Origin of the sequence: Rhodococcus sp. Eu-32 (assembly GCF_003336925.1) — a bacterium.
Taxonomy (GTDB): domain Bacteria; phylum Actinomycetota; class Actinomycetes; order Mycobacteriales; family Mycobacteriaceae; genus Rhodococcoides; species Rhodococcoides kyotonensis_B.
Genome location: NZ_QGNK01000018.1, coordinates 1 through 22,962 on the forward strand (window position 1 = coordinate 1; position 22,962 = coordinate 22,962).

General features: G+C 65.0%; 19 protein-coding genes and 1 pseudogene. 7 read left to right on the top strand and 13 right to left on the bottom strand.

The features are described 5' to 3' along the window. Positions 1 to 187: pseudogene (locus DK926_RS19865) on the top strand (cytochrome ubiquinol oxidase subunit I); the annotation flags it as partial. 81 nt (positions 188 to 268) lie between these two features. Next, complete coding sequence (locus DK926_RS19870) at positions 269 to 1,219, top strand: methyl-accepting chemotaxis protein (protein WP_114331870.1); 951 nt, start codon at positions 269 to 271, stop codon at positions 1,217 to 1,219. Here DK926_RS19870 and DK926_RS19875 read toward each other — a convergent pair. From DK926_RS19875 to DK926_RS19900, 6 genes are all read right to left on the bottom strand, one after another. Beyond that, on the bottom strand, positions 1,205 to 1,717 hold the full coding sequence (locus tag DK926_RS19875) for a metallophosphoesterase (RefSeq protein WP_068432110.1): 513 nt from the start codon (positions 1,715 to 1,717) through the stop codon (positions 1,205 to 1,207). The two genes, DK926_RS19870 and DK926_RS19875, sit on opposite strands and share 15 nt — an antisense overlap. A 17-nt stretch (positions 1,718 to 1,734) precedes the next feature. Continuing rightward, positions 1,735 to 2,493: an ATP-binding cassette domain-containing protein gene (locus tag DK926_RS19880; RefSeq protein ID WP_114331871.1), complete on the bottom strand. Its 759-nt coding sequence runs from the start codon at positions 2,491 to 2,493 to the stop codon at positions 1,735 to 1,737. Then, a complete protein-coding gene (locus DK926_RS19885; RefSeq protein ID WP_114331872.1) occupies positions 2,490 to 3,506 on the bottom strand; it encodes an iron chelate uptake ABC transporter family permease subunit in 1,017 nt (338 codons plus the stop codon). Before DK926_RS19885 ends, DK926_RS19880 begins: the two co-directional genes overlap by 4 nt. Beyond that, positions 3,493 to 4,464, bottom strand: coding sequence for an iron chelate uptake ABC transporter family permease subunit (locus DK926_RS19890; RefSeq protein ID WP_114331873.1), 972 nt, complete (start codon positions 4,462 to 4,464; stop codon positions 3,493 to 3,495). Before DK926_RS19890 ends, DK926_RS19885 begins: the two co-directional genes overlap by 14 nt. A gap of 58 nt (positions 4,465 to 4,522) precedes the next feature. After that, positions 4,523 to 5,479 (bottom strand): ABC transporter substrate-binding protein, encoded by a 957-nt coding sequence (locus tag DK926_RS19895; protein WP_243636917.1) that lies wholly within the window; start codon positions 5,477 to 5,479, stop codon positions 4,523 to 4,525. A gap of 96 nt (positions 5,480 to 5,575) precedes the next feature. Then, a complete protein-coding gene (locus DK926_RS19900; RefSeq protein ID WP_068432120.1) occupies positions 5,576 to 8,860 on the bottom strand; it encodes an error-prone DNA polymerase in 3,285 nt (1,094 codons plus the stop codon). 140 nt (positions 8,861 to 9,000) lie between these two features. Here DK926_RS19900 and DK926_RS19905 point away from each other — a divergent pair, with 140 nt between their 5' ends. Then, positions 9,001 to 11,133, top strand: coding sequence for an MMPL family transporter (locus tag DK926_RS19905; protein ID WP_165839628.1), 2,133 nt, complete (start codon positions 9,001 to 9,003; stop codon positions 11,131 to 11,133). Between the two features lie 198 nt (positions 11,134 to 11,331). Continuing rightward, entirely contained in the window at positions 11,332 to 13,332 is a 2,001-nt protein-coding gene (locus DK926_RS19910; protein WP_114331874.1) for an SDR family oxidoreductase, read from the top strand. A 6-nt stretch (positions 13,333 to 13,338) separates the two neighbouring features. Here the strand turns inward: DK926_RS19910 and DK926_RS19915 are convergent, their stop codons facing one another. The 4 genes from DK926_RS19915 to DK926_RS19930 are packed head-to-tail and all read right to left on the bottom strand — an operon-like array spanning position 13,339 to position 17,064. Next, entirely contained in the window at positions 13,339 to 13,848 is a 510-nt protein-coding gene (locus DK926_RS19915) for a hypothetical protein (protein WP_114331875.1), read from the bottom strand. A 24-nt stretch (positions 13,849 to 13,872) separates the two neighbouring features. Then, positions 13,873 to 14,610 carry an alpha/beta hydrolase gene (locus tag DK926_RS19920; protein WP_243636921.1) on the bottom strand — a complete coding sequence of 246 codons (738 nt, stop codon included), beginning with the start codon at positions 14,608 to 14,610 and terminating at the stop codon, positions 13,873 to 13,875. 43 nt (positions 14,611 to 14,653) lie between these two features. Next, complete coding sequence (locus tag DK926_RS19925; protein ID WP_114331877.1) at positions 14,654 to 16,207, bottom strand: DNA polymerase Y family protein; 1,554 nt, start codon at positions 16,205 to 16,207, stop codon at positions 14,654 to 14,656. Beyond that, positions 16,204 to 17,064: a hypothetical protein gene (locus DK926_RS19930; RefSeq protein ID WP_114331878.1), complete on the bottom strand. Its 861-nt coding sequence runs from the start codon at positions 17,062 to 17,064 to the stop codon at positions 16,204 to 16,206. The genes DK926_RS19925 and DK926_RS19930 overlap by 4 nt, the downstream gene beginning before the upstream one ends. A gap of 210 nt (positions 17,065 to 17,274) precedes the next feature. Here DK926_RS19930 and DK926_RS19935 point away from each other — a divergent pair, with 210 nt between their 5' ends. Continuing rightward, entirely contained in the window at positions 17,275 to 18,492 is a 1,218-nt protein-coding gene (locus DK926_RS19935) for a serine/threonine-protein kinase (protein WP_114331879.1), read from the top strand. A 24-nt stretch (positions 18,493 to 18,516) separates the two neighbouring features. Here the strand turns inward: DK926_RS19935 and DK926_RS19940 are convergent, their stop codons facing one another. The 3 genes from DK926_RS19940 to DK926_RS19950 are packed head-to-tail and all read right to left on the bottom strand — an operon-like array spanning position 18,517 to position 21,198. Next, positions 18,517 to 19,164: a response regulator transcription factor gene (locus DK926_RS19940; protein WP_068432141.1), complete on the bottom strand. Its 648-nt coding sequence runs from the start codon at positions 19,162 to 19,164 to the stop codon at positions 18,517 to 18,519. Further along, the gene (locus tag DK926_RS19945) at positions 19,161 to 20,471 is read right to left on the bottom strand and encodes an ATP-binding protein (protein WP_243636918.1); all 1,311 of its coding nucleotides are present in this window, start codon (positions 20,469 to 20,471) and stop codon (positions 19,161 to 19,163) included. The genes DK926_RS19940 and DK926_RS19945 overlap by 4 nt, the downstream gene beginning before the upstream one ends. 58 nt (positions 20,472 to 20,529) lie before the next feature. Continuing rightward, entirely contained in the window at positions 20,530 to 21,198 is a 669-nt protein-coding gene (locus DK926_RS19950; RefSeq protein ID WP_114331918.1) for an NAD(P)-binding domain-containing protein, read from the bottom strand. Between the two features lie 137 nt (positions 21,199 to 21,335). On the opposite strand from DK926_RS19950, the gene DK926_RS19955 reads away from it, so the two are divergent. Further along, complete coding sequence (locus DK926_RS19955) at positions 21,336 to 22,721, top strand: PspC domain-containing protein (RefSeq protein WP_114331881.1); 1,386 nt, start codon at positions 21,336 to 21,338, stop codon at positions 22,719 to 22,721. Further along, positions 22,714 to 22,959: a hypothetical protein gene (locus DK926_RS19960; protein ID WP_068432148.1), complete on the top strand. Its 246-nt coding sequence runs from the start codon at positions 22,714 to 22,716 to the stop codon at positions 22,957 to 22,959. Before DK926_RS19955 ends, DK926_RS19960 begins: the two co-directional genes overlap by 8 nt. Positions 22,960 to 22,962 lie beyond the last annotated feature (3 nt).

Genomic DNA, 22,962 nt, shown 5'->3' on the forward strand with positions numbered 1-22,962 from the left:
GCCCCGTATCCGTTCCGAGCGTCCCGCGTTCGAGCTGCACTACCCACACATGGTCGAACGCATGCGCTCCGAAGCCCACGTCGGACCCGGCAGCCACGGCGGACACACCACCGAAGTACTCGAACAGTCCCGCCGTGCACCTCTGAGCACCAGCGACCACGAACACTCCGGCGACCCCGACGCGTAGTTCGCAGCTCTCTCAGATCGTTCTCAGCAGCGAAAGCAATACTCGACCGATGTTCGACTCCCCCGCGCCGAGGCTGTCGGCATGCCGATAGCCCGACGCGGGCGGTCGCCGCATTTCTCTCTGCACAGTCGGATTCGCCTGCTGATCATGAGCGTGGCCGCGTTGGCGGTCGCCGTCAGCGCGCTCGCGATCTATGCCGTCACCGAACAAGCCCTGCGCGCTCAGGTCGCTGATCGGGTCAGTCGCAACGCGGACGCGTTGATCGCCAGTGCAACATCGGGCGTGACGGCGACGCTGTTCGGTTTCGGCGTCGGTAGTTCCGATGGACCGGCGATCAAGGTCGCCCTCGTCTCGGTGGACGGCGAACTGATCACCTTCACCGCCGAGTCCCGTCCGTTCACCGGAACGAGCGGTGCCCTCGACCCACCCGAACAAGCAGTGGCCGACGGCAATGCCGAGACGTCGCTCCGCGAAGTGCGCGGCTACATGATCTCCGCGAAACGCACGGTGTCGGGAGAGACCGTGATGGTGGCCGAATCTCTGGACACCAACGCGCCCTTACTGGGCAAGCTGACGCTCGCACTCGTGATGATCGGCGCATTCCTCGTCGCGCTCGCCGGCATCGCGGGCGCGGCCGTCGCGCGCACGGGTCTGCGTCCGGTCAAACGACTGCGCAACGCAACCGAACGCATCGCCCGAACCGGCTCGCTTGAGCCGATCGCAGTGACGGGCGACGACGAACTCGCCTCGCTCGCCACGAGTTTCAACGAGATGCTGCTCGCGCTCGACAAATCGGGTGCCCGGCAGAACAAATTGATCACCGACGCGGCCGAAGAGCTGATGGAACCGCTGAACACTCTGCGGTCCAGGATCGACATCCTGATGTCCGTCGACACACAGAACCCTCCCCTCACCCCGGCCGAACACGACGAACTGCGAGCGGGAGTCATGGCCGAGATGGACGTCATCATCCGACTCGTCCAGGAACTCGTCGACCAGGCCCGAGAGGTTCCCGAGTCAACGAATGCGTGACTCTTTCTCGACCCGGTGAACGTCGACGTCGCCGAGAACGCCGTCGGTGATCGTCGCCGTCATATAGGTGCAGTAGGGCTGACGACGACGGTCGGTCGGCGAGCCTGGATTGAGCAAACGCAGACCGGTATCCGCCACCGTGTCCCACGGAATGTGGCTGTGCCCGAACACGAGTACATCGGTATCCGGATACAGCGCAGCCATTCGTTTTTCGCGTCCCGCTGCCGCACCGGTCTCGTGGACGACGGTCAACCGCAGCCCGTCGAGTGTCACGTCGGCCCGCTCGGGCATGACGGCCCGCAAGTCGTCACCGTCGTTGTTTCCCCAACACGCGATCAGTCGCTTCGATCGGGCGGAGAGATCGTCGAACAATCCGATTTCGACCCAATCACCTGCGTGGATGACGACATCGGCGTCGTCGACGGCTGCCCACACCTGCTCGGGCAACGCCCGGGCTCGCTTGGGAACGTGCGTGTCGGCCAACAGAAGTAACTTCACGACGACCAGTGTGCCCGTCAGCGCGCGTAGACCGCAGTTCTGTTGCCGTCGATCGTGTGCACGCGGACCGACGTGTCGAAGACGTCGCTCAGAATGTGATCCTGCATCATCTCGTCCGCGGTACCGCCCGTCACGATGATTCCGTCACGCAGTGCAATGATGCGATCGGAATACGCCGCAGCGAAGTTGATGTCGTGGACGATGAGCACGATGGTCTTGCCGAGTTCGTCCGCTGCTCTGCGCAGCTGCTTCATCATCAGGACCGAGTGCTTCATGTCGAGGTTGTTCAGCGGCTCGTCGAGCAGCACGTAATCGGTGTCCTGCGCCAGCACCATCGCGACGAATGCTCGCTGACGCTGACCTCCGGACAGCTGGTCCAGAAACCGGTGTGCCAATCCGTCCAGTTCGAGGAACGCGAGCGCTCTGTCGACATGTTCGGTGTCGGCTGGGCCGAGCCTCCCCTTCGAGTGCGGGAACCGACCGAATCCGACGAGTTCACGGACCGTCAGACGCGCGGTGATGTGGTTGTCCTGCCGCAGGATCGACAGGTGCCTGGCCAGATCCGCCGATCTGGTCGTTCGAATGTCCATGCCTCCGACCGTGACCGTCCCCGATGTGGGGTCGAGCAGCCGACCGATGACGGTGAGCAACGTGGACTTGCCCGCGCCGTTGGGGCCGATCAGCGATGTGATGCCCCCTTTCGCGATGGTGCCGGTGACGGGCCCCAGCACACGGTGGTCCTGATACGACTTGGCAACGTCGACGAATTCGATCACAGCTTGCCCTTACGAAGTATGACGGCGAGAAACAGTGCGCCGCCGACGAATTCGATGATGACCGTCAGGAATCCACCGGCGTAGAAGATATGTTGCATGACGAATTGGCCCAGCACGAGCGTCAGCAAGCCGAGCAGGAAGGCCATCGGCATGACATACACGTGCTTGTAGCTACCGGCGAACTGATACGCCAGCGTTGCGACGACGAAGCCGTAGAACGTCATCGGGCCCACCAACGCCGTCGAGAAGGCGACCATCACCGCGATCAGTATCAGCATCAGCGTCAGTTCGCGTTTGTGCGAAACCCCGATGCCCATCGCCGCTTCCCGGCCCAACAGCAACGCGTCGAGATGATGTCTGCGCTTCCACAGAATCAGACCGATCACGATGCACACGCCGAAGGCCAGCGGGAGGTAGTCCCCCTTGACCGCGCTCAGCCGACCGAACAACTTGACCGACAACATGTCGTACTCGGTCGGAGACAGCAGACGCTGGAGGAACGTCGAAATGCTGTCGAACGCAAGGCCGATGACGACCCCCACGAGCAGCATCAGGAACAGGCTCCCGAGTTTGCCCGAGAACATCCAGCGGTACAAGATCGTCGCGAAGACGACCATGAGCGCCGTCTGGGCAAGAAGCTTCGGAATGCCCTCGGTGTTCGCTATGACCGTGCCGCCGAAGACGAACACCATCAGCGTCTGCATCAGCGTGTACATCGAATCGAAGCCGATGATCGACGGCGTCAGAATTCGGTTGTCGGTCACCGTGTGAAAAACCACGGTGCCGACTCCCTGCGTGAACGCGGCAATCACCATGGCGCCCAACATGTTCAACCGTCGTGGAAACGCGAATGCGAAGGACCCACGGACGAACAGAAAGAGAAAGCAAGCGATAAGGGCGACCAGAACCACCGACACCAGCACGAGCCGGACACCGGGACTGAGGTACGGGCGCGGTATTCGCCGTCGCACCGGCTCGCGACGCGACGCGACGTGAGATTCAAGCACTGACATAGCGACGCTGCCTCACTATCAACAGAACGAACACGACCGCACCGACGACACCCAGAATCACCGAGGCCGGAATCTCCATGGGCGCGACAACGATTCGTCCGACGATGTCGCACGCCAACAGCAAACCGGCCCCGATGAAGGCAACCCACGGCAGATTCTTGTGCACGTCGTCGCCGAGGATCATGGACACGAGATTCGGCACGATCAATCCGAGGAACGGTATGAAACCGACAACGACGCTCGTGACGCCCGTGGCGACGGCGACCATCGTGACGCCGACGAACACGATCTGTTCGTAGCGTAGACCCACCGACGTCGCGAGGTCCTTGCCCAGACCGGCGACCGTGAACCTGTTGGCCAGCACGTACGCCAGGACTGCGATGACCAGGACAGTCCATAGTGGTTCGTAGAAACCGCGCACGACACTGCTGAATCCGCCGGACCGCCATGCGGACATCGATTGCAGCAGATCGAAGGTTCCCGCAAGGAACGTCGTCACGGCGCCGACGACGGCCCCGAGCATGATTCCGACGAGGGGAACGACCAACGACGACCGTACCGATACCTGACGAAGCACGCCGACGAAGATCATCGTGCCGACGAATGCGAAGCCCGTGGCAACGATCATCTTGACCATCGGGGTAGCGCCCGGCAGCACGATGAACGTGAACAGTACTCCGAGTCCGGCCCATTGAGCCGTGCCTGCCGTGGTCGGTTCGACGAACTTGTTCTGCGTGATCATCTGCATGATCACGCCGGAGATGCTCATCGCCATCGCCGCGAAGATCAGTGCGAGAGTACGGGGTACACGCGATATGAGGAACATGTTGCGCGCCTCGGGATCGTCGAGCAACGTCCGAAGGGTGATGTCGTAGCCGCCGACGAACAGCGAGAGGACGGCGAGACCGAGAACGGTCACGACGATCGCGGTGAGAAGCAGTGTTCGATGCTTGGTCATGGAGATACCCGTGTGCCGCGGCTTTCGACGGAAAGCCGCGGCACAGCCGGCCGACGAATCAGGCGGCGTTCGCGAACGCGGTCGAGATTCCCTCGAACGCCTCGGTGTACGCCTGGATGCCCTCGCGGGTGTAGAAGTACGGGTCGAGGTAGATGATCTGATCCTGCGTCGTGAACGTGGTGTTCGCGAAGGCCTCCTGTGCTGCGAACACAGCCGCAGCCGGGGACGCACCCTCTTCGCCTGCGGCGGCGTCGCGGTCGAGCACGATGACCCAGTCGGGGTTGGCCTGCGCGATGGTCTCCGGCGCCAGACCCGAATCCCCGTGCACGTCACCGGCTTCTCCGGCGAACACGTCTCGCAGGTTCAGCGGCTCGAGAAGACGGCCGATGCGCTGGGCACCATTGTCGATCTTGCCGCCGTTGACGTTGGCGAGGAACACAGTCTGCCCGGTGGTCTGGGCGGCAGCGTCGGCCTCGGCTGCGTCGAGGGCCGCGATGATGTCGGCGGCCTGATCCTCCTTGCCGAAGATGGTGCCGAGCTTCTCGGTCTGCGCCTTCAGCGACTCGACGTAGTTCTCGTCGGTCGGCGAGATGTCGATCGTCGGGGCGATCTGGCTGAGCTCGTCGGTGTACTCCTGGAAGCGGTAGCCGCCGATGATCAGGTCGGGTTCGGCTTCGCTGACGACCTCCAGGTTGGGCTCGCGGTGCGTACCGACGTCGAGAATGGCGTCGTTCGAGATCCACTCCTCGAAGCCCTCGTCCGGCATCAACGGCTTGGGGAGCGCGACCGGCTCGATCCCGAACGCCTGCAGCGTTTCGAACGACGTGTTGTCGAGCGCGGCCACACGCACTGGGTTGGCCGGAATCTCGACAGGACCGTTGGCGGTCTCGACGCTGACCGTGTCCGAGGACGAAGCGCTGTCGGCGTCGGTCGACGATTCGCTGCACGCCGACAGAACGAGCATCGACGCAGCGGCGCCGGCCATGAGCAGCATCGACGTACGAGAGATCTTCACGCGTTTCCTCACCAAGGTTTGTTTACGAAGTCTTTAGTCGACGAGAAAAGTAATGGTTTAGGTGAGGCTATGCAAATCATAGCGGGGTGACGCCGATCACTGAAAATCTCTGGACTTGGAACGGACACGGAGGTCCATCAGCTGCAGATGATCGGCCACGACGGTGACTGCGCCCTCGGCGTTCTGAACCTTGCCGCGCACGAGCAGAGCCGGTGCCGTGAGCGCCAGTTTGCGGAACTTGGCCCACAGTCCCACCGAGCAGACGACGTTGACCATGCCCGTCTCGTCCTCGAGGTTGAGGAACGTGACACCCCCTGCCGTCGCCGGCCGCTGACGATGCGTCACCGCGCCGCCGACGAGAACACGGTCCCCGTCGGGCACCTGCAGCAATCCGTTGGCCGGGACGACACCCATGTCGTCGAGTTTCTCCCGGAAGAACTGTGTCGGGTAGGAATCGGGCGAGACACCGGTCGCCCAGACGTCGGCCGACGCGATGTCCAGGTCGCTCATGCCCGGAAGCATCGGTGCCCGCGTCGACGCGCCGAGACCCGGTAGCAGATGCGACCTTTCCCCCGCGGCCGCACCCGCCGCCCACAGAGCCTCTCTTCTGGTGATGCCGAAACATCCGAGAGCGCCTGCAGTGGCAAGAGATTCGGCTTGCGACGTCGACAGTTCCACTCGTCCGGTCAGATCGAGGAACGACGCGAACGGGCCGTGCAGGACGCGAGATTCGACGATGCGTTCGGCGAGGTCCTGCCCGATGTGCCTCACGTCGGCGAGGCCCATTCGGATTTCGAGGCCGGAGCCGGTGAGATCGGCGTACCACGAACTGGCGTTGACGTCGGGACCGTGCACCTGGACTCCGTGACGACGCGCATCGGCGACGAGGGACTGCGGCGAATAGAAGCCCATCGGCTGCGCGCGGAGCAGACCCGCGCAGAACGCCGCGGGATGATGCAGCTTGAACCACGACGAGTAGAACACCAGCGACGCGAAACTCTGCGAATGACTTTCGGGGAAACCGAAATTGGCGAATGCGGCAAGCTTCTCGTAGATCCGGTCGGCGACGTCGCCGGTGATACCGTGCAGGTTCTGCATGCCGTCGTAGAACCGATCACGCAGCTGGTTCATCTTCTCCGGAGACCGTTTGGACCCCATGGCACGACGCAACTGATCCGCCTCGGCAGGACTGAATCCTGCGACGTCGATGGCCATCTGCATCAATTGTTCCTGGAACAGCGGCACCCCGAGGGTGCGTTCGAGCGCCTTCTTGAGCGACGGGTGATCGAACGTGACGGGTTCGAGTCCGTTGCGGCGCTTGATGTACGGGTGCACCGAACCACCCTGGATGGGGCCGGGCCTGATCAGCGCGACCTCGACCACGAGGTCGTAGAACTCGGACGGCTTCAGTCTGGGCAGCGTCGCCATCTGCGCGCGGGATTCGACCTGGAACACACCGACCGAATCCGCGCGTTGCAGCATGTCGTAGACAGCCTTCTCGCTCAGATCGATGTCGGCGAGATCGACATGGAGGTCCTTGTGCTCGGCCACGAGGTCGATCATGTAGTGCAACGCCGACAGCATGCCGAGCCCCAGCATGTCGAACTTGACCAATCCGACTGCGGCACAGTCGTCCTTGTCCCACTGCAGCACACTGCGATCGGCCATGGTCGCCCATTCCACCGGACACACGTCGGCGATGGGGCGATCACAGATGACCATGCCGCCCGAGTGAATTCCGAGATGCCGCGGAAACCCCTCGATCTGCTGCGCCAACTCGAGGACGGACGCAGGAATCTCACTGTCCTCCTGATCCCCCACCTTGGACCATCGGGTGACCTGCTTGCTCCAGGCATCCTGTTGTCCTTGCGAAAACCCCAACGCGCGAGCCATGTCTCGCACCGAGGACTTTCCTCGATAGGTGATCACATTGGCGACCTGCGCCGCGTACGTGCGGCCGTACTTCTCGTAGACGTGCTGAATGGCCTCCTCACGCCGGTCCGATTCGATGTCGATGTCGATGTCGGGCGGGCCGTCCCGCTCCGGTGCGAGAAAACGTTCGAACAGCAGCTTGTTCGCCACCGGATCCACGTTGGTGATGCCGATGGCGTAACACACCGCAGAGTTTGCCGCGGAACCTCTTCCCTGACACAGGATGTCGTGTGTCTTGCAGAAGTCGACGATGTCGTGCACGACGAGGAAGTAGCCGGGAAACTGCAGCCGTTCGATGATGTCGAGTTCGTACTCGATCTGCGCGTAGGCGGACGGATGCTGTTGCCGCGTACCGTACCTGCGGGCAGCGCCGTCGAACGACAGTGCCCGTAGATAGCTGATTTCGGTATGCCCCGGTGGCACGTCGAACGGCGGGAGCTTCGGCGCGATCAGGCGAAGATCGAACACACACTCGCGCCCGAGTTCGACCGCGCCACGCACGGCGCCGGGGTGATGCGCGAACAACCGTGCCATCTCCGCCCCGGATCGCAGATGCGTGCCCCCGGTCGGAGCGAGCCACCCGGACGCGTCGTCGAGACTGCTGCGAGCGCGAACCGCGGCCATCGCCATCGCGAGTCGGCCGCTGTCGGGTGTCGCATAGTGAGCAGCCGTCGTCGCGACGATCGGGAGCTCGTATCCACGTGCCAGTTGTGCGAGGGCGTCGTTGCGCTCGTCGTCCTCCGCAATGCCGTGATGGGTGAGCTCGACACTGACACGGTCCGCACCGAACCGGTCGACGAGGTCGGCCAACGCCGCGTCGGCTGCCGACAGGCCCCCGGTATCCAGGGCTCGTCGAACATGACCCTTGCGGCACCCGGTGAGAATCTGCCAATGCCCGCCCGCGGCGTCGGACAAGCCGTCGATGTCGTACTGCGGTTTGCCTTTGACGCCACCGCGCAGATGCGCCGCCGCGATCTCGCGTGACAGCCGTCGATACCCTTCCTGTCCCCTGGCCAGGACCAACAGATGGGAACCGTCCGGATCCAGCTCTCCCGCGCGAGACCGCGCCGTGCCCAGGGACAGCTCGGCCCCGAAGATCGTCCCGATGCCGAGCGCTTTGGCTGCCTCGGCGAAACGCACCACACCGTAGAAACCGTCGTGATCGGTGATCGCGATGGCCTCCAGGCCCAGCCGCACCGCCTCTTCGACCATCACCTCCGGCTGGCTCGCGCCGTCGAGGAAACTGAAAGCAGAGTGAGCGTGCAGTTCCGCGTACGCCGTCGTCGACACCGCCGGGCGTGTCACCTCGTTCTCGTATGCTTCGCGTTTACGCGACCACGCCGGACTGTCGCCGCCGTCGCCGACGACCTCGGGCACCGGCCGCGCCGGGCGGCCCGACAGCACACGTTCCATCTCCGACCACGTGGGTGGGCCGTCGTTCCAACCCATGTGCACCTCCGGTCAGTGTTCGAACGTATGTTCCCATTACACCTCGAGCCACCGACACGAATCAATTGTCGGCTCGCGGCACCGATAGGCTCGCCCGGAACACATGCGCGGCCCCCTTCGACCAGATCCGGAGATCTCGAGTGACACGTTGGGCTTCATTCGTCGTGGCCAGGAAGCGATGGGTGCTCACCATCGCCGTCGTCCTCGTCGCACTCGGTGGCATCTGGGGACTCGGGGTGTTCGGCAAGCTCAGCGAAGGCGGCTTCATCGATCCCGGTAGCGAAGCAGCCCAGGTGAGCTCACTCGTATCGGGACTCGGACAACAGACACCCGACATCGTGGCCATCTACACCCCGCCCGAGGGCAAGACCATCGACGACATCGGCCCCGAGGTCGAGGCCGTGTTGAACGACTTCCAGAGCAAGTACACCGTTCAGAACGTCACGTCGTACTGGACGGCGGAGAACCCGGCAGCCAAAGAGCTTCTGGTCTCGAACGACGGAACGAAGGCACTCGCCACCGTCACGCTCGGCTCGAACTCGGGTGTCACGTTCTCGACGTTCGGTCAGCTTCCGCCGCAGCTCGAAGTGCCAGGGGTGACCTCGCAGTTCGCCGGGGGCTCGGTCGTCGGCGTCTCGTTCAGCACGACGCTGCAGAGCGATCTGGTTCGCTCCGAGGCCATCGCAATCCCGATCACGCTCGTCCTGCTCATCGTGATCTTCGGCGGTGTCGTCGCCGCGGCGGTCCCGGTGTTCGTCGGCATTCTCAGCGTCGTCACCGCTCTGACGATTCTGCACGTGCTGACGACGATCACCGAGGTGAGCTCGTTCTCGATCAACGTCGCATCGCTGCTCGGTCTCGGTCTCGCCATCGACTACGGCCTGTTCATCGTCAGCAGATTCCGAGAAGAGATGCGCGACGGCAAGACCCCGGCCGACGCGACCGTGCGCACCGTTCTGACCGCGGGACGAACGATCGTCTTCTCCGGTCTGCTCCTGATCTGCGCGTTCGCGGGCATGCTGGTGTTCCCGCAACCGGTCGTCAAATCACTCGGCTTCGGCGCGATGGCCGCCGTCGCGGGCGCCGCAGTTCTGTCGCTGACGGCCGTGCCCGCCCTGCTCGCGATCCTCGGGCCGCGAATCAACTCGTTGACGTGGAGCAAGACCGCCTCCGATCGGGGCGACGCACGCGCACAGAAGTTCTGGGGAGGCGTCGTCACCCGGGTGATGCGCAAGCCCGGCATCGTCGCGACCGTCATCGTCGCCGGACTGCTCGTGTTGTCCGCGCCGATCCTGAAGGTGACGCTCGGCGAGGTCGACTACACCGCGCTGCCCGAACACGACCCGGCACGCGTCGCCGTCGAAACCCTCAGCAGCGAGTTCCCGTCCACCGGCGAAGGCGCAGTCGTCGTCCTTCGTGGCACCGACGGCACGAAACCGCAGGGCTCACCGATCGCCGAGGTCACCCGCGAAGCCGGAGAGGTCGACGGCATCGGCAACGTCCAGTTCCGTGGATCGACCGACGACGTCGTCGTTCTACAGGCAACGTACAGCGAACCGGCGGACGGACGGACCGAAGCCGAATCGCAAAGCGCTGCAGTGCAAGGACTGCGCGACATCACACCGCCGGAGGGCACCGAGATCCTGGTCGGCGGCAACAGGGCCTTGACCGACGACGGGAACGCCGCGATCGCGACGTGGTTACCCGCGATGATCGCGATCATGGTGATCTCCACCCTGATCCTGTTGTTCCTCGCCTTCGGCTCGATCGTGCTGCCGATCAAGGCCGTGCTCATGGCCGGACTCAGCCTCGGCGCGACGTTCGGAGTGCTGACCTGGGTGTTCCAGGAAGGACATGGTGCCGAACTACTCGGGGTGACGCCCGCACCGCTCGAAGCGACCTTCGTCGTCCTCATCCTCGCCGTCGTGTTCGGTCTCTCCACCGACTACGAGGTGTTCCTGATGTCGCGGATGGTCGAAGCACGAGCAGCAGGTGCGACGACCGAGGAAGCCGTCGTCCTCGGCGCCCAACGCACTGGACGCATCGTCACCGCGGCCGCTCTGATTCTCATCGTCGTGACCGGAGCGTTCACGATCTCCGAACTGTCGATCATGCGATTCCTCGGCCTCGGCATGATCGTCGCGCTGATCGTCGACGCCACCATCATCCGCATGCTCCTCGTGCCGTCCCTCGTCAAGCTCATGGGCGAGGCCAACTGGTGGGCGCCTGCGTGGATGAAGAAGGTGCACGACAAGGTGGGGATCGGGCACTGAACCGCCCCATTACGGACCGAATGTCACACGCGGTCACGTGGAGTGAGCAGGGGGCACCCTCGCCCCGTCCCGGCCGCGCGGCGGGCCGGAGCGAGGGCGTCCCTCGGTCACTTCACGTAACCGAGGGTGACATTCGGTCACTCGGGGCGGGACGAACCGAACTGGCCACAGAACTTACTTCGGAGTAAGTTGACGCCCATGGCCAACTACATCGTTACCGGCGGTACGGGTTTCCTCGGGCAGAACGTGCTGCCCCTGCTGCTGGAACGTGACCCGTCGGCGCAGATTCATGTACTCGTTCGCCAGCAGTCCCTCGCGAAGCTCGAGCAGCAGATCGCCGCACTCGACGGCAAGGACCGCATCCACCCACTGGTCGGCGACCTCACCGAGCCCGCACTCGGCCTGCAGACCACACCTGCGAGCATCGACCACATCGTGCATCTCGGGGCGATCTACGACATGACCGCCGGCGACGAACAGGCCGCCACCAATGTCGACGGCACCCGTTCGGTCGTGGAACTCGCGGTACGCACCGGCGCCCGGATTCACCACATGTCGTCGATCGCCGTCGCGGGCGATTACACGGGCACGTTCACCGAGGACGACTTCGACAAGGGACAGGGCTTCCCGACGGCGTATCACCGCACGAAGTTCGAATCGGAAGCGCTCGTTCGCGAATCGGCGACGGACTGGCGCGTCTACCGTCCGTCGGCGGTCGTCGGACGCTCGGACACCGGCGCCATCGACAAGATCGACGGCCCCTACTTCTTCTTCCCCCTGTTCGCCGAACTGGCGAAGCTTCCCGACGCGTTGCCGGTCACCGTTCCGGACATCGGCGCCACCAATCTGGTGCCGGTCGATTACGTCGCGTCGGCGATCGTCGAGCTGATCCATCGCAACCCGTTGGGACAGAAGGTCTTTCATCTGGTGAACCCCGAGCCCCAGTCGATGGTCGAGGTCTACCGCGCCTTCGGCCGTGCCGCGGGATCGAAGGCGAAGGTCGTCGGACTACCGGGTCTCGTCGCTGCACCTGTCGTGTCCCCGCGGTTCGACGTCGTGAAGACCGGCCGCGACGCGCTCGTGTCCCGACTCGGCGTGCCGCCGGTGATGCTGGACCATCTGACACTGCCGACGACATTCGATTCGGCGGCGACACGAAACACACTGCGCGACAGTGGTATTACTCCACCTTCCCTGGCCGAGTACGCCGACGCACTGTGGACCTACTGGCAGAGGAATCTCGACCCGAACCGGGCTCGTCGTCAGGATTCGCGCGGACCGCTGGTCGGACGCCACATCGTCATCACCGGCGGCTCGTCGGGTATCGGTCGAGCAAGTGCGGAAGCTGCAGCCCGCAAGGGTGCGACGGTCATCCTGCTCGCCCGGGGAGCCGAGCAGTTGGCATCGGTCGTGGAGGATATTCGCGAACAGGGCGGTGATGCCTACGGCTACCCGTGTGACGTCACCGATTCGGAATCGGTCGACCAGACCGTCAAAGCCATTCTGAGCGAACACGATCACGTCGACATGCTCGTCAACAACGCGGGCCGGTCGATCCGTCGCTCGCTGTACCGCTCGACCGATCGGCTGCACGACTTCGAGCGGACCATGGCCGTCAACTACTTCGGCGCGGTTCGGCTCGTGCTTGCACTGCTTCCCCAGATGCGCGAGCGTCGCTTCGGTCACGTCGTCAACATCAGTAGCGCTGCGGTGCAAGGACATACGCCGAGGTTTGCCGCCTACGTCGCCAGCAAAGCCGCTCTCGACGGGTTCGCCGATGTCGCCGCAGCCGAAACGCTCTCGGACGGCATCACGTTCACGACGATCCACATGCCGCTGGTTGCAACGCCGATGATCGCGCCGACCGGGGACAAGAACGTCGGCCCGGTCGTGTCACCGGAGAAGGCTGCAGCCATGGTGATTCGAGCGCTCGTCGACAGACCGAAGCGCATCGACACCCCGCTCGGAACACTGGGGCAGTTCAGCAGCATCTTCGTTCCGAAGCGCAAGGACCGGACGATGCATCAGTTCTACCGTCGATACCCCGACTCCGCCGCGGCGAAGGGCGAGACGACCGAGACCCCGCCGACGCTCACCGGCTACGAGCAACGCGCGCAGTACGATTCGTCCACCGCAGCCGCGCAGGTGGCGAAACTGGCCCGTCGACTCGGACGTCTGGTGCCCGGCGCGAACTGGTGAGTGCGCTCAGCGTCGAAGCGCGCGCGACCACACGCCGGTGAACCCAGCGCTCAGGTAGGCCAAGCATCCGAGCGCCAGAACCCATTTGCTCACGCTCACCACGGTCGTCGTGCGAACGACCTTGTCGGTGATGTGCTCGGGGTGATCGAGCAGATGCAGTCCGACGACGTTCTCGATGTAGTCACCGGCAGCGGAGATCACCGGCGCCGTCGCGAGAATCCGCGCGGTCCGCGGATCGAGTTCGGTGAGCTCACCGAGTCGTGCGGCGCCGGCGCGCAGCGCCAGTGCGTAGAGCGCCGGATGCACCATGTCCGGGTAGTAGTGGCTACGGAAACGGGCGGTCATGATCGTGTCCATCGAGTCGAGGATCTGCCGATAACGATCGGCCGACCAGGCCGTCTGAACCTCCAGAACGTGCGGCCCCGCCGGACCGAGCAACCTCACGATGTTCGCTTGCGATGCAGCGAACACGGCCGACCAGCCGATGAGTCGCACATCTCGTCTCCCCAGTCCCATACGCAGATCGTAGAGGGTCGTGTGTCAGTTCCGATGTCGCATCAGAAATGGCATCACAGCTGCTTCGAACTCGGCGTACTTGTCGCGGTGGATGCTGTGTCCCGTCTTGAACGACACGACCGAGCAGTCCGGAATCTCGCCGGCCAACAGATCGAGTCGCGTGTCGTCCATCATTCCGCCTGGGCCTCCGCGTAGCACCAGCGTCGCCGCGGTGATGTCGGCCAGCTTCTTCCACCATTCGGAGTTGGGACGACGAAACTGCGCGAGTGCGGGTCCGGTCATCGACCGGTCGAACACGAAGACGGCACGGGGATGGCGAAGGATACTTGTTGCCGCATGCCAGAGTTCGGTGATCGACGGAAGGCGGCCGGTGAGTGTCGGCTCGGCGTCGCCCGGCCGAATGGGAATCGGCATCTCCTCGATGACCAACGACCGAACCGAGCTCGGACGCTCCTGCGCGACCAGCGTCACTGCGTATCCGCCGAGCGAATGTCCCACCAGATCCACCTCGGTCAACCCCAGATGATCGAGGACGGCGACGATGTCGCGACCGAACGCCGCGAACGAATAGTCGTCGGTGTGGGAACTTCGGCCGTGGCCACGCAGATCGACGGTGACGACGCGTCGCCCGGCGGCGACCAGCGCCGTCGCGAATCGATCCCATGTGCCGCTGTCACCGCCCATTCCGTGCACCAGCACGACCGGGATGGGCTCGGTGCCGCCGAAGTCTCGGTACGCGATGTCGACTCCCCCCACATCCAGGTGGGCGACGCGCACTCTGTCGGACTTCAGACCGATCTCCTCCTCATTCGTAGATTCCCTCGACGTGCCATCCTTCCGAGTCGTACGCCAACAGAAGTACCCGGTTCTCGTCGATGTGCACTTGGACCCGCGCGCCGCGGTGACCGACTGCAGGATCCCACCACCGTTCGTCGACCGACCACGGCCCGGCCCATCCCGTCACCGCCCACTTCTTGCTCCCCCATCGCAGGACTGCGGGCGCACGGTCGAAGTCGCCTCGTTCCGAGGTGTGCACCGACGATCCGAGTGCATCTTCGAGCAACACCTCGGGACGTGACTCCATCACCGCCGCGGGCGCCGGCTGCGGCAGCTTCCCCGGCCACGGCGCCGACGGATCGCGCAGCGGAACGAGCTCGTCGCCCAACGAACGAAGCGTCACCTGTTCGACGGGACCACGCCCACCGCTGAGCACACCGATCTTCACCGCGTCACCGCCGAGAAGTCCTTGCACCCGCACCAGAGCGCGACGCGCCCGTTCGTCCTCGTCGCCGACGCTTCCCCACAACCCCAACTGGAGTTCGCCTGCCGCGACGACCTCGACGGGTTCGAGCCGAAGCGTCGTGATGCCCGCGGTCGGCTTGCTCTCACTGCGCCCGGTGAGCCACCCGTCGAGCTGCCACCGCACGCGATCGGCCGTGCCCTCGGGAGTCAACGGCTCGGCACAACGCCAGATGCGCGACAGGTTCTCGCCGTTCCCGGTCGATGCATGAACGAGCAACCGCGTACAGGCAACCCCGGCCGCCGCCAGCTTGGTGTGCAGCTTCATGGCCATGCCTCGACCGGCGAACGCTGCGGCGTCGACGCGGTCGATCGGCGGATCACACGAGTGCTCCACGTTCAGGTCCGGCGGCAGCGCACGAGCGGACGGCGGGCGTTCCGGTTCGCCTCGGGCACTGCGATGCGCCAACACGGCATCGGTCCCGAACCGGGACGCGACGTCACCGGGCGTGAGTGCGGCGAACGCCCCGATCGTGCGGAGGCCGAGGCGTCGCAGCAGATCGATCAATTCACCTCGCTCCTGCGCGGCGAGACTCGGCTCTGCGGCGAGTTCGGCGACCGGCAGCGCGGACAGGAACTGCGCACCCCCACCGCGCGGAACGACAGCCGCGTGACGTGCGGCGATGACGGCCGTCGTCAATTCGTCGGCGATGCCGATCTGGCACTCCACCCCGGCGCTCGACGCCTGGTCGATGAGCCGTTCGGCGGCAGCGTGTTCCGAGCCGAAATACCGACTCACTCCGCGGGCACCGAGTATCAGCAACCCGGGACGCAGAATTTCCACACCGGGTGCGACGGCGTCGATGGCAGCCGCGACAGGTTCGAACAGACGCCCGTCGCGATCCGGATCCGCCGTCGCGACGTGGACGTCGGGGCACCGCGCCTGAGCCTCCCGTTTGCGCAGTCCCCGGCGAACGCCCTCGGTACGGGCCGTCGCCGAACACGCGATCACCCGGTTGGCCGACGTGACCGCCACCGGATGCGTCGCGGGAAGATCCGCGACGGCGGCAGCGGCCACCGCAGGCCAGTCCGGACACCACAGCGCAAGAACGCGGCTCATGCCAGTACCGCGAGATCGTCGGCATCCGAATCCACTGCCGCACGACGAATCTCAGGTGCGACGGTCCACTGCACCCGCCCCTGCTCGGACCGGAGATCGACACGCGTGGTGCGCGGACGCATCGCCTTGCCCTGCGCCCGCACTTCCAACTGCAGGGTGCGCAGCCGTCCACGTCCCGATCGCGCGCCGGTGCCGACGCCGCCGTAACTCCGCACGACCGCGTCGAGACGCAGTTCGATGCCGTCCCACTGCCCGTCCGTCACCAGCAGCGTCGCCCCTTTGCTTCGGGCACGCGCCACGACGGCACGGGCACGTGACGGCGGCACCGACCGCCCACCGAGACCGAGTACGACGAGGTCGAGCCCGTCGAGCAGGATCGCGGCCACCTCGACCGGGTCCTCGCCCGGATCGGGAACGACGGCCAGCCGATGCAGCTCGGCACCCATCTCGGCAGCCGCGAGCAGACCGAACCGTGGCTGGCCGATCACCGCGACGTGCTTGCCCGACGCAGTGACCGCAGCCACCATGCCGAGCAGCAACGAACCGGCTCCCGACACCGCGGCCACCGACCCCTGCACCAAACCGCCGTGCGGAAGGATCGACGCGAGAGCATCGGGTACGGCCAGCACCGGCTTGCGAGGAACTTCCGGCTGCGATGCGTGTCGATGTCGGACCATGGGTGCAGGATGGGATCCGGCACTCCGAGATGCGGGAGCCGAAATCTGGACCGGGTCCGCGCGCGTCTCACCACGTGCAGGGACCGACGCCATGCGGCGTCTCAGGTACTCGACTCGCTCCGGCAACGACATGTCTGCCAGAGCTGGGTCACCAGCTGGATCACCGGCAGGAACGGACATGCTTCACTCCCCGAAAATAGACGAACCCACGACACTCGAGCCGGTTCGAAAGGCACGGGGAAGTCTTGCCTTCGAACAGACTTTCGAACTGCTATCCAGTAAAGCCGGTGCACCGCCACTCGTCAAGACAGCCTCGTATCCGCAGGTAGAGGCGTCGATACGACCCGCCGAGACACCTCGTCGGCACAGAGTGCAGCAGTCAACTAACCTATGGTCGTGACAGAGCAGAAGCGCGCCGCCCGGGTTGTCGGACCCGACTATCTCCTCGCCGGTCGATACCGTCTCGCCTACAAACTCGGCGGTGGCGGAATGGGTGCGGTGTGGCTCGCGCAGGACACGCTCATGGGCCGCAAGGTCGCCGTCAAACAGGTCACGTCGACCGTCGGACTGAGCGACAAAGCCGCACGCGAGATCCGCAACCGCGCGATGCGTGAGGGCCGCATCGCCGCACGCCTGTCGAGTGCGCACGCCATCGCGATGCACGACGTCGCGATCGAGGACGGCGAACCGTGGCTCGTCATGGAGTACATGCCGTCACGCAGCCTCGCGCAGGCGCTCAACACCGTCGATACGCTGCCGCCGTACGAGGTCGCGCAGATCGGCGCGCAGATCGCCGACGCCCTGACCGAGGCGCACGAGGCAGGCATCGTGCACCGCGACATCAAGCCGGGCAACATTCTGATCGCCGATCGCGGGCGCGAACTCGGCGTCGTCAAGATCAGCGACTTCGGTATCTCCCGCGCGAAGGGCGACGTCGAGGAATCCGACTCCTCCGTCATCACCGGAACGCCCGCGTACTTCGCTCCCGAGGTCGCACGCGGACAGGATCCGACGGAGGCCAGCGACGTCTTCTCGCTCGGCGCGACGTTGTACACCGCCATCGAGGGCAAGCCTCCGTTCGACATCGATCAGGATTCCATCGCGTTGCTCCACCGCGTCGCGAAGGGGCAGATCATTCCGCCCACGAAGTCGGGCGATCTGACGAATGCGTTGCTGCACATGCTCGAACCGGATCCGGCTCGGCGCCCGACGATGGCGCAGGCGCGTGACGAGATCATCGTCGCGGCGATCAGCAGCCGGGGAAGTATCGCCCAGATGCGGGGCGTGCCACTGACTTCGGCCGACGGCACCGTGCCGCGGTGGGCACACCGGTCGACTCCTGTCGCCGACACGCGTCGTGCATCACGCGAATTCGGAAGCACCATCGCAGGATTGCCCGCGGTGCGCTCGGACGGCCTCACCGACTCGCCCAAACCCTATGCGCCGCCGCCATTCGACTCCCCGAAGAAGAAGAATCCTCTCGATCTCGTCCTCGACTGGATCGACGACGTCGTCGGTGACAAGACCGACATCGAACCGGGAATCATCCTCGCCGGCGCCGTCGCCCTGGTCGTCGTGATCCTCGTTCTGCTCGTCGTTCTGCTGTGATCACGCCCGTCGAGGGCACTCCGGTCAGTCGATGCGACGCTTGTGCGCCCACCGGGTGAGCGCATTTCGGTTGGACTGCTGAGTCTTTCGCAGCACGTTCGACGCGTGGGTCTCGACGGTCTTGACCGAGATGAAGAGATCCTCGGCGATTTCGCGGTAGGTGTACCCGCGCGCGAGCAGCCGTAGGACCTCGAGTTCGCGAGGCGTCAGCGAATCGAGTTCGGGGTCGAGCGGAGGTTCGGGTGCAGCGGACTTGCCCGTGAACGAATCCAGCACGAACCCGGCGAGGCGAGGCGAGAACACCGCATCTCCCCCGGCGACGCGTCGGACACCGTCGGCGAGTTCGGAACCGGAGATCGTCTTGGTGACATAGCCACGCGCACCCGCTCGAATGACGGCGATGACGTCCTCCGCGGCGTCGGACACCGACAACGCCAGGCACACCGGGCCGTCCGAGATGCGACCCAACACCGCGACGCCTCCACCGTCGGGCATATGCACGTCGAGTAGCACGACATCCGGCTTGGTCGACTCGATCCCGGCTACCGCGTCGGCGACGCCACCTGCCTCACCGACGACTTCGATGTCGGTCTCCCGACCCAATTCCGCGCGTACACCCGAACGAAAAACTGCGTGGTCGTCGACGAGAAAGACACGAAAAGGGTCGGTCACCTGTGCTGCTCCTGCGGTCGAGGTTCTGTCGTCTCGGTTCGATTGTGCTTGGAAGTGTCCTTGCTCGCTAAATCCCGGCCACTACCGCCCCGCGGCATCATGATTCGAACTTCGGTGCCCTTGCCGACGCCGGAGCGCACCGACACCTCTCCTCCTCGCCGTTCGATCCTGCCGCGAATGGATTTGGCGAGGCCGCGGCGATCCTCGGGCACCTGGGACTCGTCGAACCCCGTACCGCGGTCACGGACGAACACGGTGACCTTGTCGTCCTCGGTCTCGGCGAACAGGTCGACGTTGGTCTCACCCGAATGCTTCGCTGCATTGACGAGCGCCTCTCGGGTGGCACCGAGTACCGCGGTGAAGGTCTCGCGCGTCAGACCCGCGCTCGAATCGTCCAGCGCCAACTGCACGTCTCCGACGGTGATGGGACGCACGGTGATGCCGTGCTGGTCCTCGACCTCACCCGAGATGGTCTTCAGCGCTTCGGCAAGCGACGAATGATCGGGATCGCCGTCCTCGAACAGCCACTTGCGCAGTTCACGTTCCTGACTGCGCGCCAACCGCATGACCTCACCGGGCTGGTCCGACTGCTTCTGAATCAACGCCAGTGTCTGCAGAACCGAATCGTGCAGATGCGACGCGATCTCCTCGCGCTCGTCGTTGCGAATACGCGCGGAACGTTCGGCGTTCAACGCGCGCCACATGCGCAACCACACGGGAACCGTCAACAATGCGGCGCCCACCAACGTGACGATGACCGCCAGCAGCGACGAGCGCAACGACGCAAGATCCACCCTGGCCAGCACGACGACGCCGAGCCCCAACACGATGAGCGTCGCCCCGCCGACGACGCGTGCCCACCCGAGCACCGTCGGCTTCTTCGCCAGGCCGAGAACAGAACGCGGTCCGTCCGAGTCGAACTCACGCCAGACCAGTGCCGCTCCGACGACCACGACGACGATCGGTACCAATGCCGATGCTGCCGTGCCGTCCAGCAACCAGGCCACCGCTGCCGCCAGTCCGAGACCGACGGCCGCGAGACCGAGTGCCCGTTGACGCTCGACGCTGGTCGGCCGATCGACGTCGTCTCCCGCGGGGCTGAAGATCCACAGCAGTCCGTACGCGAAGATTCCCGCGCCTGCCATGATGGCCAGCAGCACGAACGCGACACGCACCTTGAAGACGTCGACGCCCAGATGGTCGGACAGCCCACCCGCGACTCCACCCACGATGCGTCCACCACCACGCCGGTGGAACGTGGCGGGTTCGTAGCCTCCGGGGGCGGCCGGCTGGTCGACAGGGTGCACTGTTCGATCCTGGCACGAATCGGACACCGTTCGCATCAGGGTCTCCCCTGATCTTCGTTCAGGCGCGCCACTCCGCAGGGCGTTCCTCGGTCGCTTCCGCGAGTGCGGTCTTCACGCCGTCGGCGTCGTAATCCTTGCCGTAGACGGGAGTACCGGGCTGCTGACGCCACGACTCCTCGAGCGTGCCGCCGTCGACCGGGTCGAACCCCAGCTGATCGACGACGTCGAACACGAGCTTCTTGCCCGCGCCGTCCGCGCCTGCGATCGGAAGCGCGATGCGTCCTTCGGACCCTGCGGGAACGCCCTTCTCGAGCAGGTGCTTCCAGTAGATGCCGTTGAAGACCTTCACGACATCACCTCCGCGCGCGCCGAGATGCCGTGCCACCCAGACACTTTCCGGTGTGCCGTTCTCGATTTCGGCGATCAGGCCGTCGCGCTGCTGCGGGTAGTAGTTGTTCGTTTCGATGATCGGTGCACCCGGTTTCGCCGAATCCACGATGTCCGACGGCAGATTCGGGGTGTTCTTCTGCGGAATACTCACGATCACGAGATCGGCGTCCTGCGCCGCCTCGGTGCTCCAGACCGCCTGTGCGCCCGTTTCGGCGGCGAGTTCGGAAAGTGTTTCGGGTGCACGGGAATTCGAGACCCGAACCTCGTGACCCAACTCCGTCAACCTGCGGGTCAACGTCCCGCCGATGAATCCAGCTCCGATGATGCCGATCTTCACGTCGATAGCTCCTCGAGAATCGCGATACAGTTCCTCTGCTTCCAAGCCGTTCGGGCGCCGGTTCATTCCGACCCCGACGACCGAAGATCAGGGCGATCCCTGATGCGACAGTCGGCGCCGCGGGCCACGATGGTTCCATGAGCAACGCAACCGTCTCCGATCAGCTACAGCAGATGTGGCGCACACGTCCGTATCGGTTGCCTCAGCGGGGCCACATTGCGGGTGTCGCGGCGGGCATCGGGTACCGCTACAACGTCGATCCGGTCCTGATCCGGGTCGCCTTCGTCGTCGGCACGATCTTCGGCGGCGCCGGGATCGTCCTCTACCTCGCGGCCTGGCTGCTCTTCAGCAAAGCAGGCGACACGGCCTCTCCCGCAGAATCTCTCGTCGGCAAGGGAAACAGCTCCGAGTCCAACACCAAGATCGTGGTGCTGATCGTTGCGCTGATCATCGCCGTCACGACGCTCGGGCCGGTAGGAGTCGGACTCGGCGGTTCCGGCCTCATCAGCGTGCTGGCACTGCTTGCCGGGTGGTGGCTGCTGCACCAGCGGCAACCGGAGCCACCTGCCTTCCTCCCCGGCGGAACCGTCACGTACCGGCAGCAGGGATTCCCGATCTCGTTCGACAACCCGTACAACCCGTGGGCAGGGGCGAACTACCGTCCGCCGCAGTTCGAGCAGCGCACGACGTCGTACCAGCAGTACACGCCGTACACGCGGCTCCCGAAGAGCTACGTTCCGACGCCCCCGCCCGCCAAGCCCGTCTCCACGCCTGCTCCGGATTCGACAGACCACGTCGACCTCACCAAGCACGACACCCCGGCCGAGCCGGCGCTCCCCGAGTCGCCGACGCCACCGTCGTGGGATCCGCTCGGAGTGGCACCGTTCGCCTGGGATCTTCCGGAACCCACGTCGACGACGGTTCCCGCCGTCCCCGAGAAGAAGCGGCGGTCCAGGTGGACGTCCAGCTTCATCGGCCTGGCTCTCGTCGCGGCCGCGATCACCGGAGCCGTTGCCGCAGCGACCGATTCGGAATGGTTGACGCCGGCCCGTATCGCAGCCGTCGCACTCGTGGTCGTCGGTACCGGTCTCGTGCTCGGCGCGTTCCTTCGCAAGGGCTACGGGTTGCTGATCGTGACGGGTCCGCTCGCGGCATTCGTCGTCTTCGCCTCGATCGTCGGGCCGGTGCAGTTCGACGGCCAGTACTCGGGCCAGCAGAACTACGCGCCGACCACCGTCGCCGGACTGCAGCCGACGTACACCGTGCAGGGCGGGGACCTTCAGCTGGATCTTCGCGGGCTGACGTTGACCGAGGACAAGACCATCGAGGTCGACGTCACGGCAGGCAACGCCACCATCACGTTGCCGCCCAGCATGAACTACCGCACCGAGTGCGTCGCGATCGCAGCGAGCACCACTTGCGCGGAACCTGGTGTGCAGCAGGGAAATTCACCGGACAACAGCGCAGTTCTGACGATCGACGCCACCGCACGCGCAGGAAACCTGGAGGTCATCCGTGGCTGAGACATGGCAGTACGGCGACAGCGACACCGACACTCCCGAGGAGAACAAGGCGCGGACTCGCCCGTCCGCACTTCTGTTCCTCGTGGGACTCGCAGCGCTCGTCGTCGGCATCAGCGCTCTGATCGGACCGTCGGCGATCGAAGCCCTGGGGGACGTGCAGTTCCGCTGGGTGTTCGTCGTCGCGGCGATCGTCGTCGGCCTGGCGCTGCTCATCGCGCCAGGCCGCTCACGCGGCTAGCGC

Bases quoted from the DNA above. Each gene is read 5' to 3' on its own strand.
- DK926_RS19925 (WP_114331877.1), bottom strand. From the start codon at position 16,207: ATGAGCCGCGTTCTTGCGCTGTGGTGTCCGGACTGGCCTGCGGTGGCC.
- DK926_RS19915 (WP_114331875.1), bottom strand. From the start codon at position 13,848: ATGGGACTGGGGAGACGAGATGTGCGACTCATCGGCTGGTCGGCCGTG.
- DK926_RS19885 (WP_114331872.1), bottom strand. From the start codon at position 3,506: ATGTCAGTGCTTGAATCTCACGTCGCGTCGCGTCGCGAGCCGGTGCGA.
- DK926_RS19955 (WP_114331881.1), top strand. From the start codon at position 21,336: ATGAGCAACGCAACCGTCTCCGATCAGCTACAGCAGATGTGGCGCACA.
- DK926_RS19930 (WP_114331878.1), bottom strand. From the start codon at position 17,064: ATGTCCGTTCCTGCCGGTGATCCAGCTGGTGACCCAGCTCTGGCAGAC.
- DK926_RS19890 (WP_114331873.1), bottom strand. From the start codon at position 4,464: ATGACCAAGCATCGAACACTGCTTCTCACCGCGATCGTCGTGACCGTT.
- DK926_RS19910 (WP_114331874.1), top strand. From the start codon at position 11,332: ATGGCCAACTACATCGTTACCGGCGGTACGGGTTTCCTCGGGCAGAAC.
- DK926_RS19870 (WP_114331870.1), top strand. From the start codon at position 269: ATGCCGATAGCCCGACGCGGGCGGTCGCCGCATTTCTCTCTGCACAGT.
- DK926_RS19935 (WP_114331879.1), top strand. From the start codon at position 17,275: ATGGTCGTGACAGAGCAGAAGCGCGCCGCCCGGGTTGTCGGACCCGAC.
- DK926_RS19900 (WP_068432120.1), bottom strand. From the start codon at position 8,860: ATGGGTTGGAACGACGGCCCACCCACGTGGTCGGAGATGGAACGTGTG.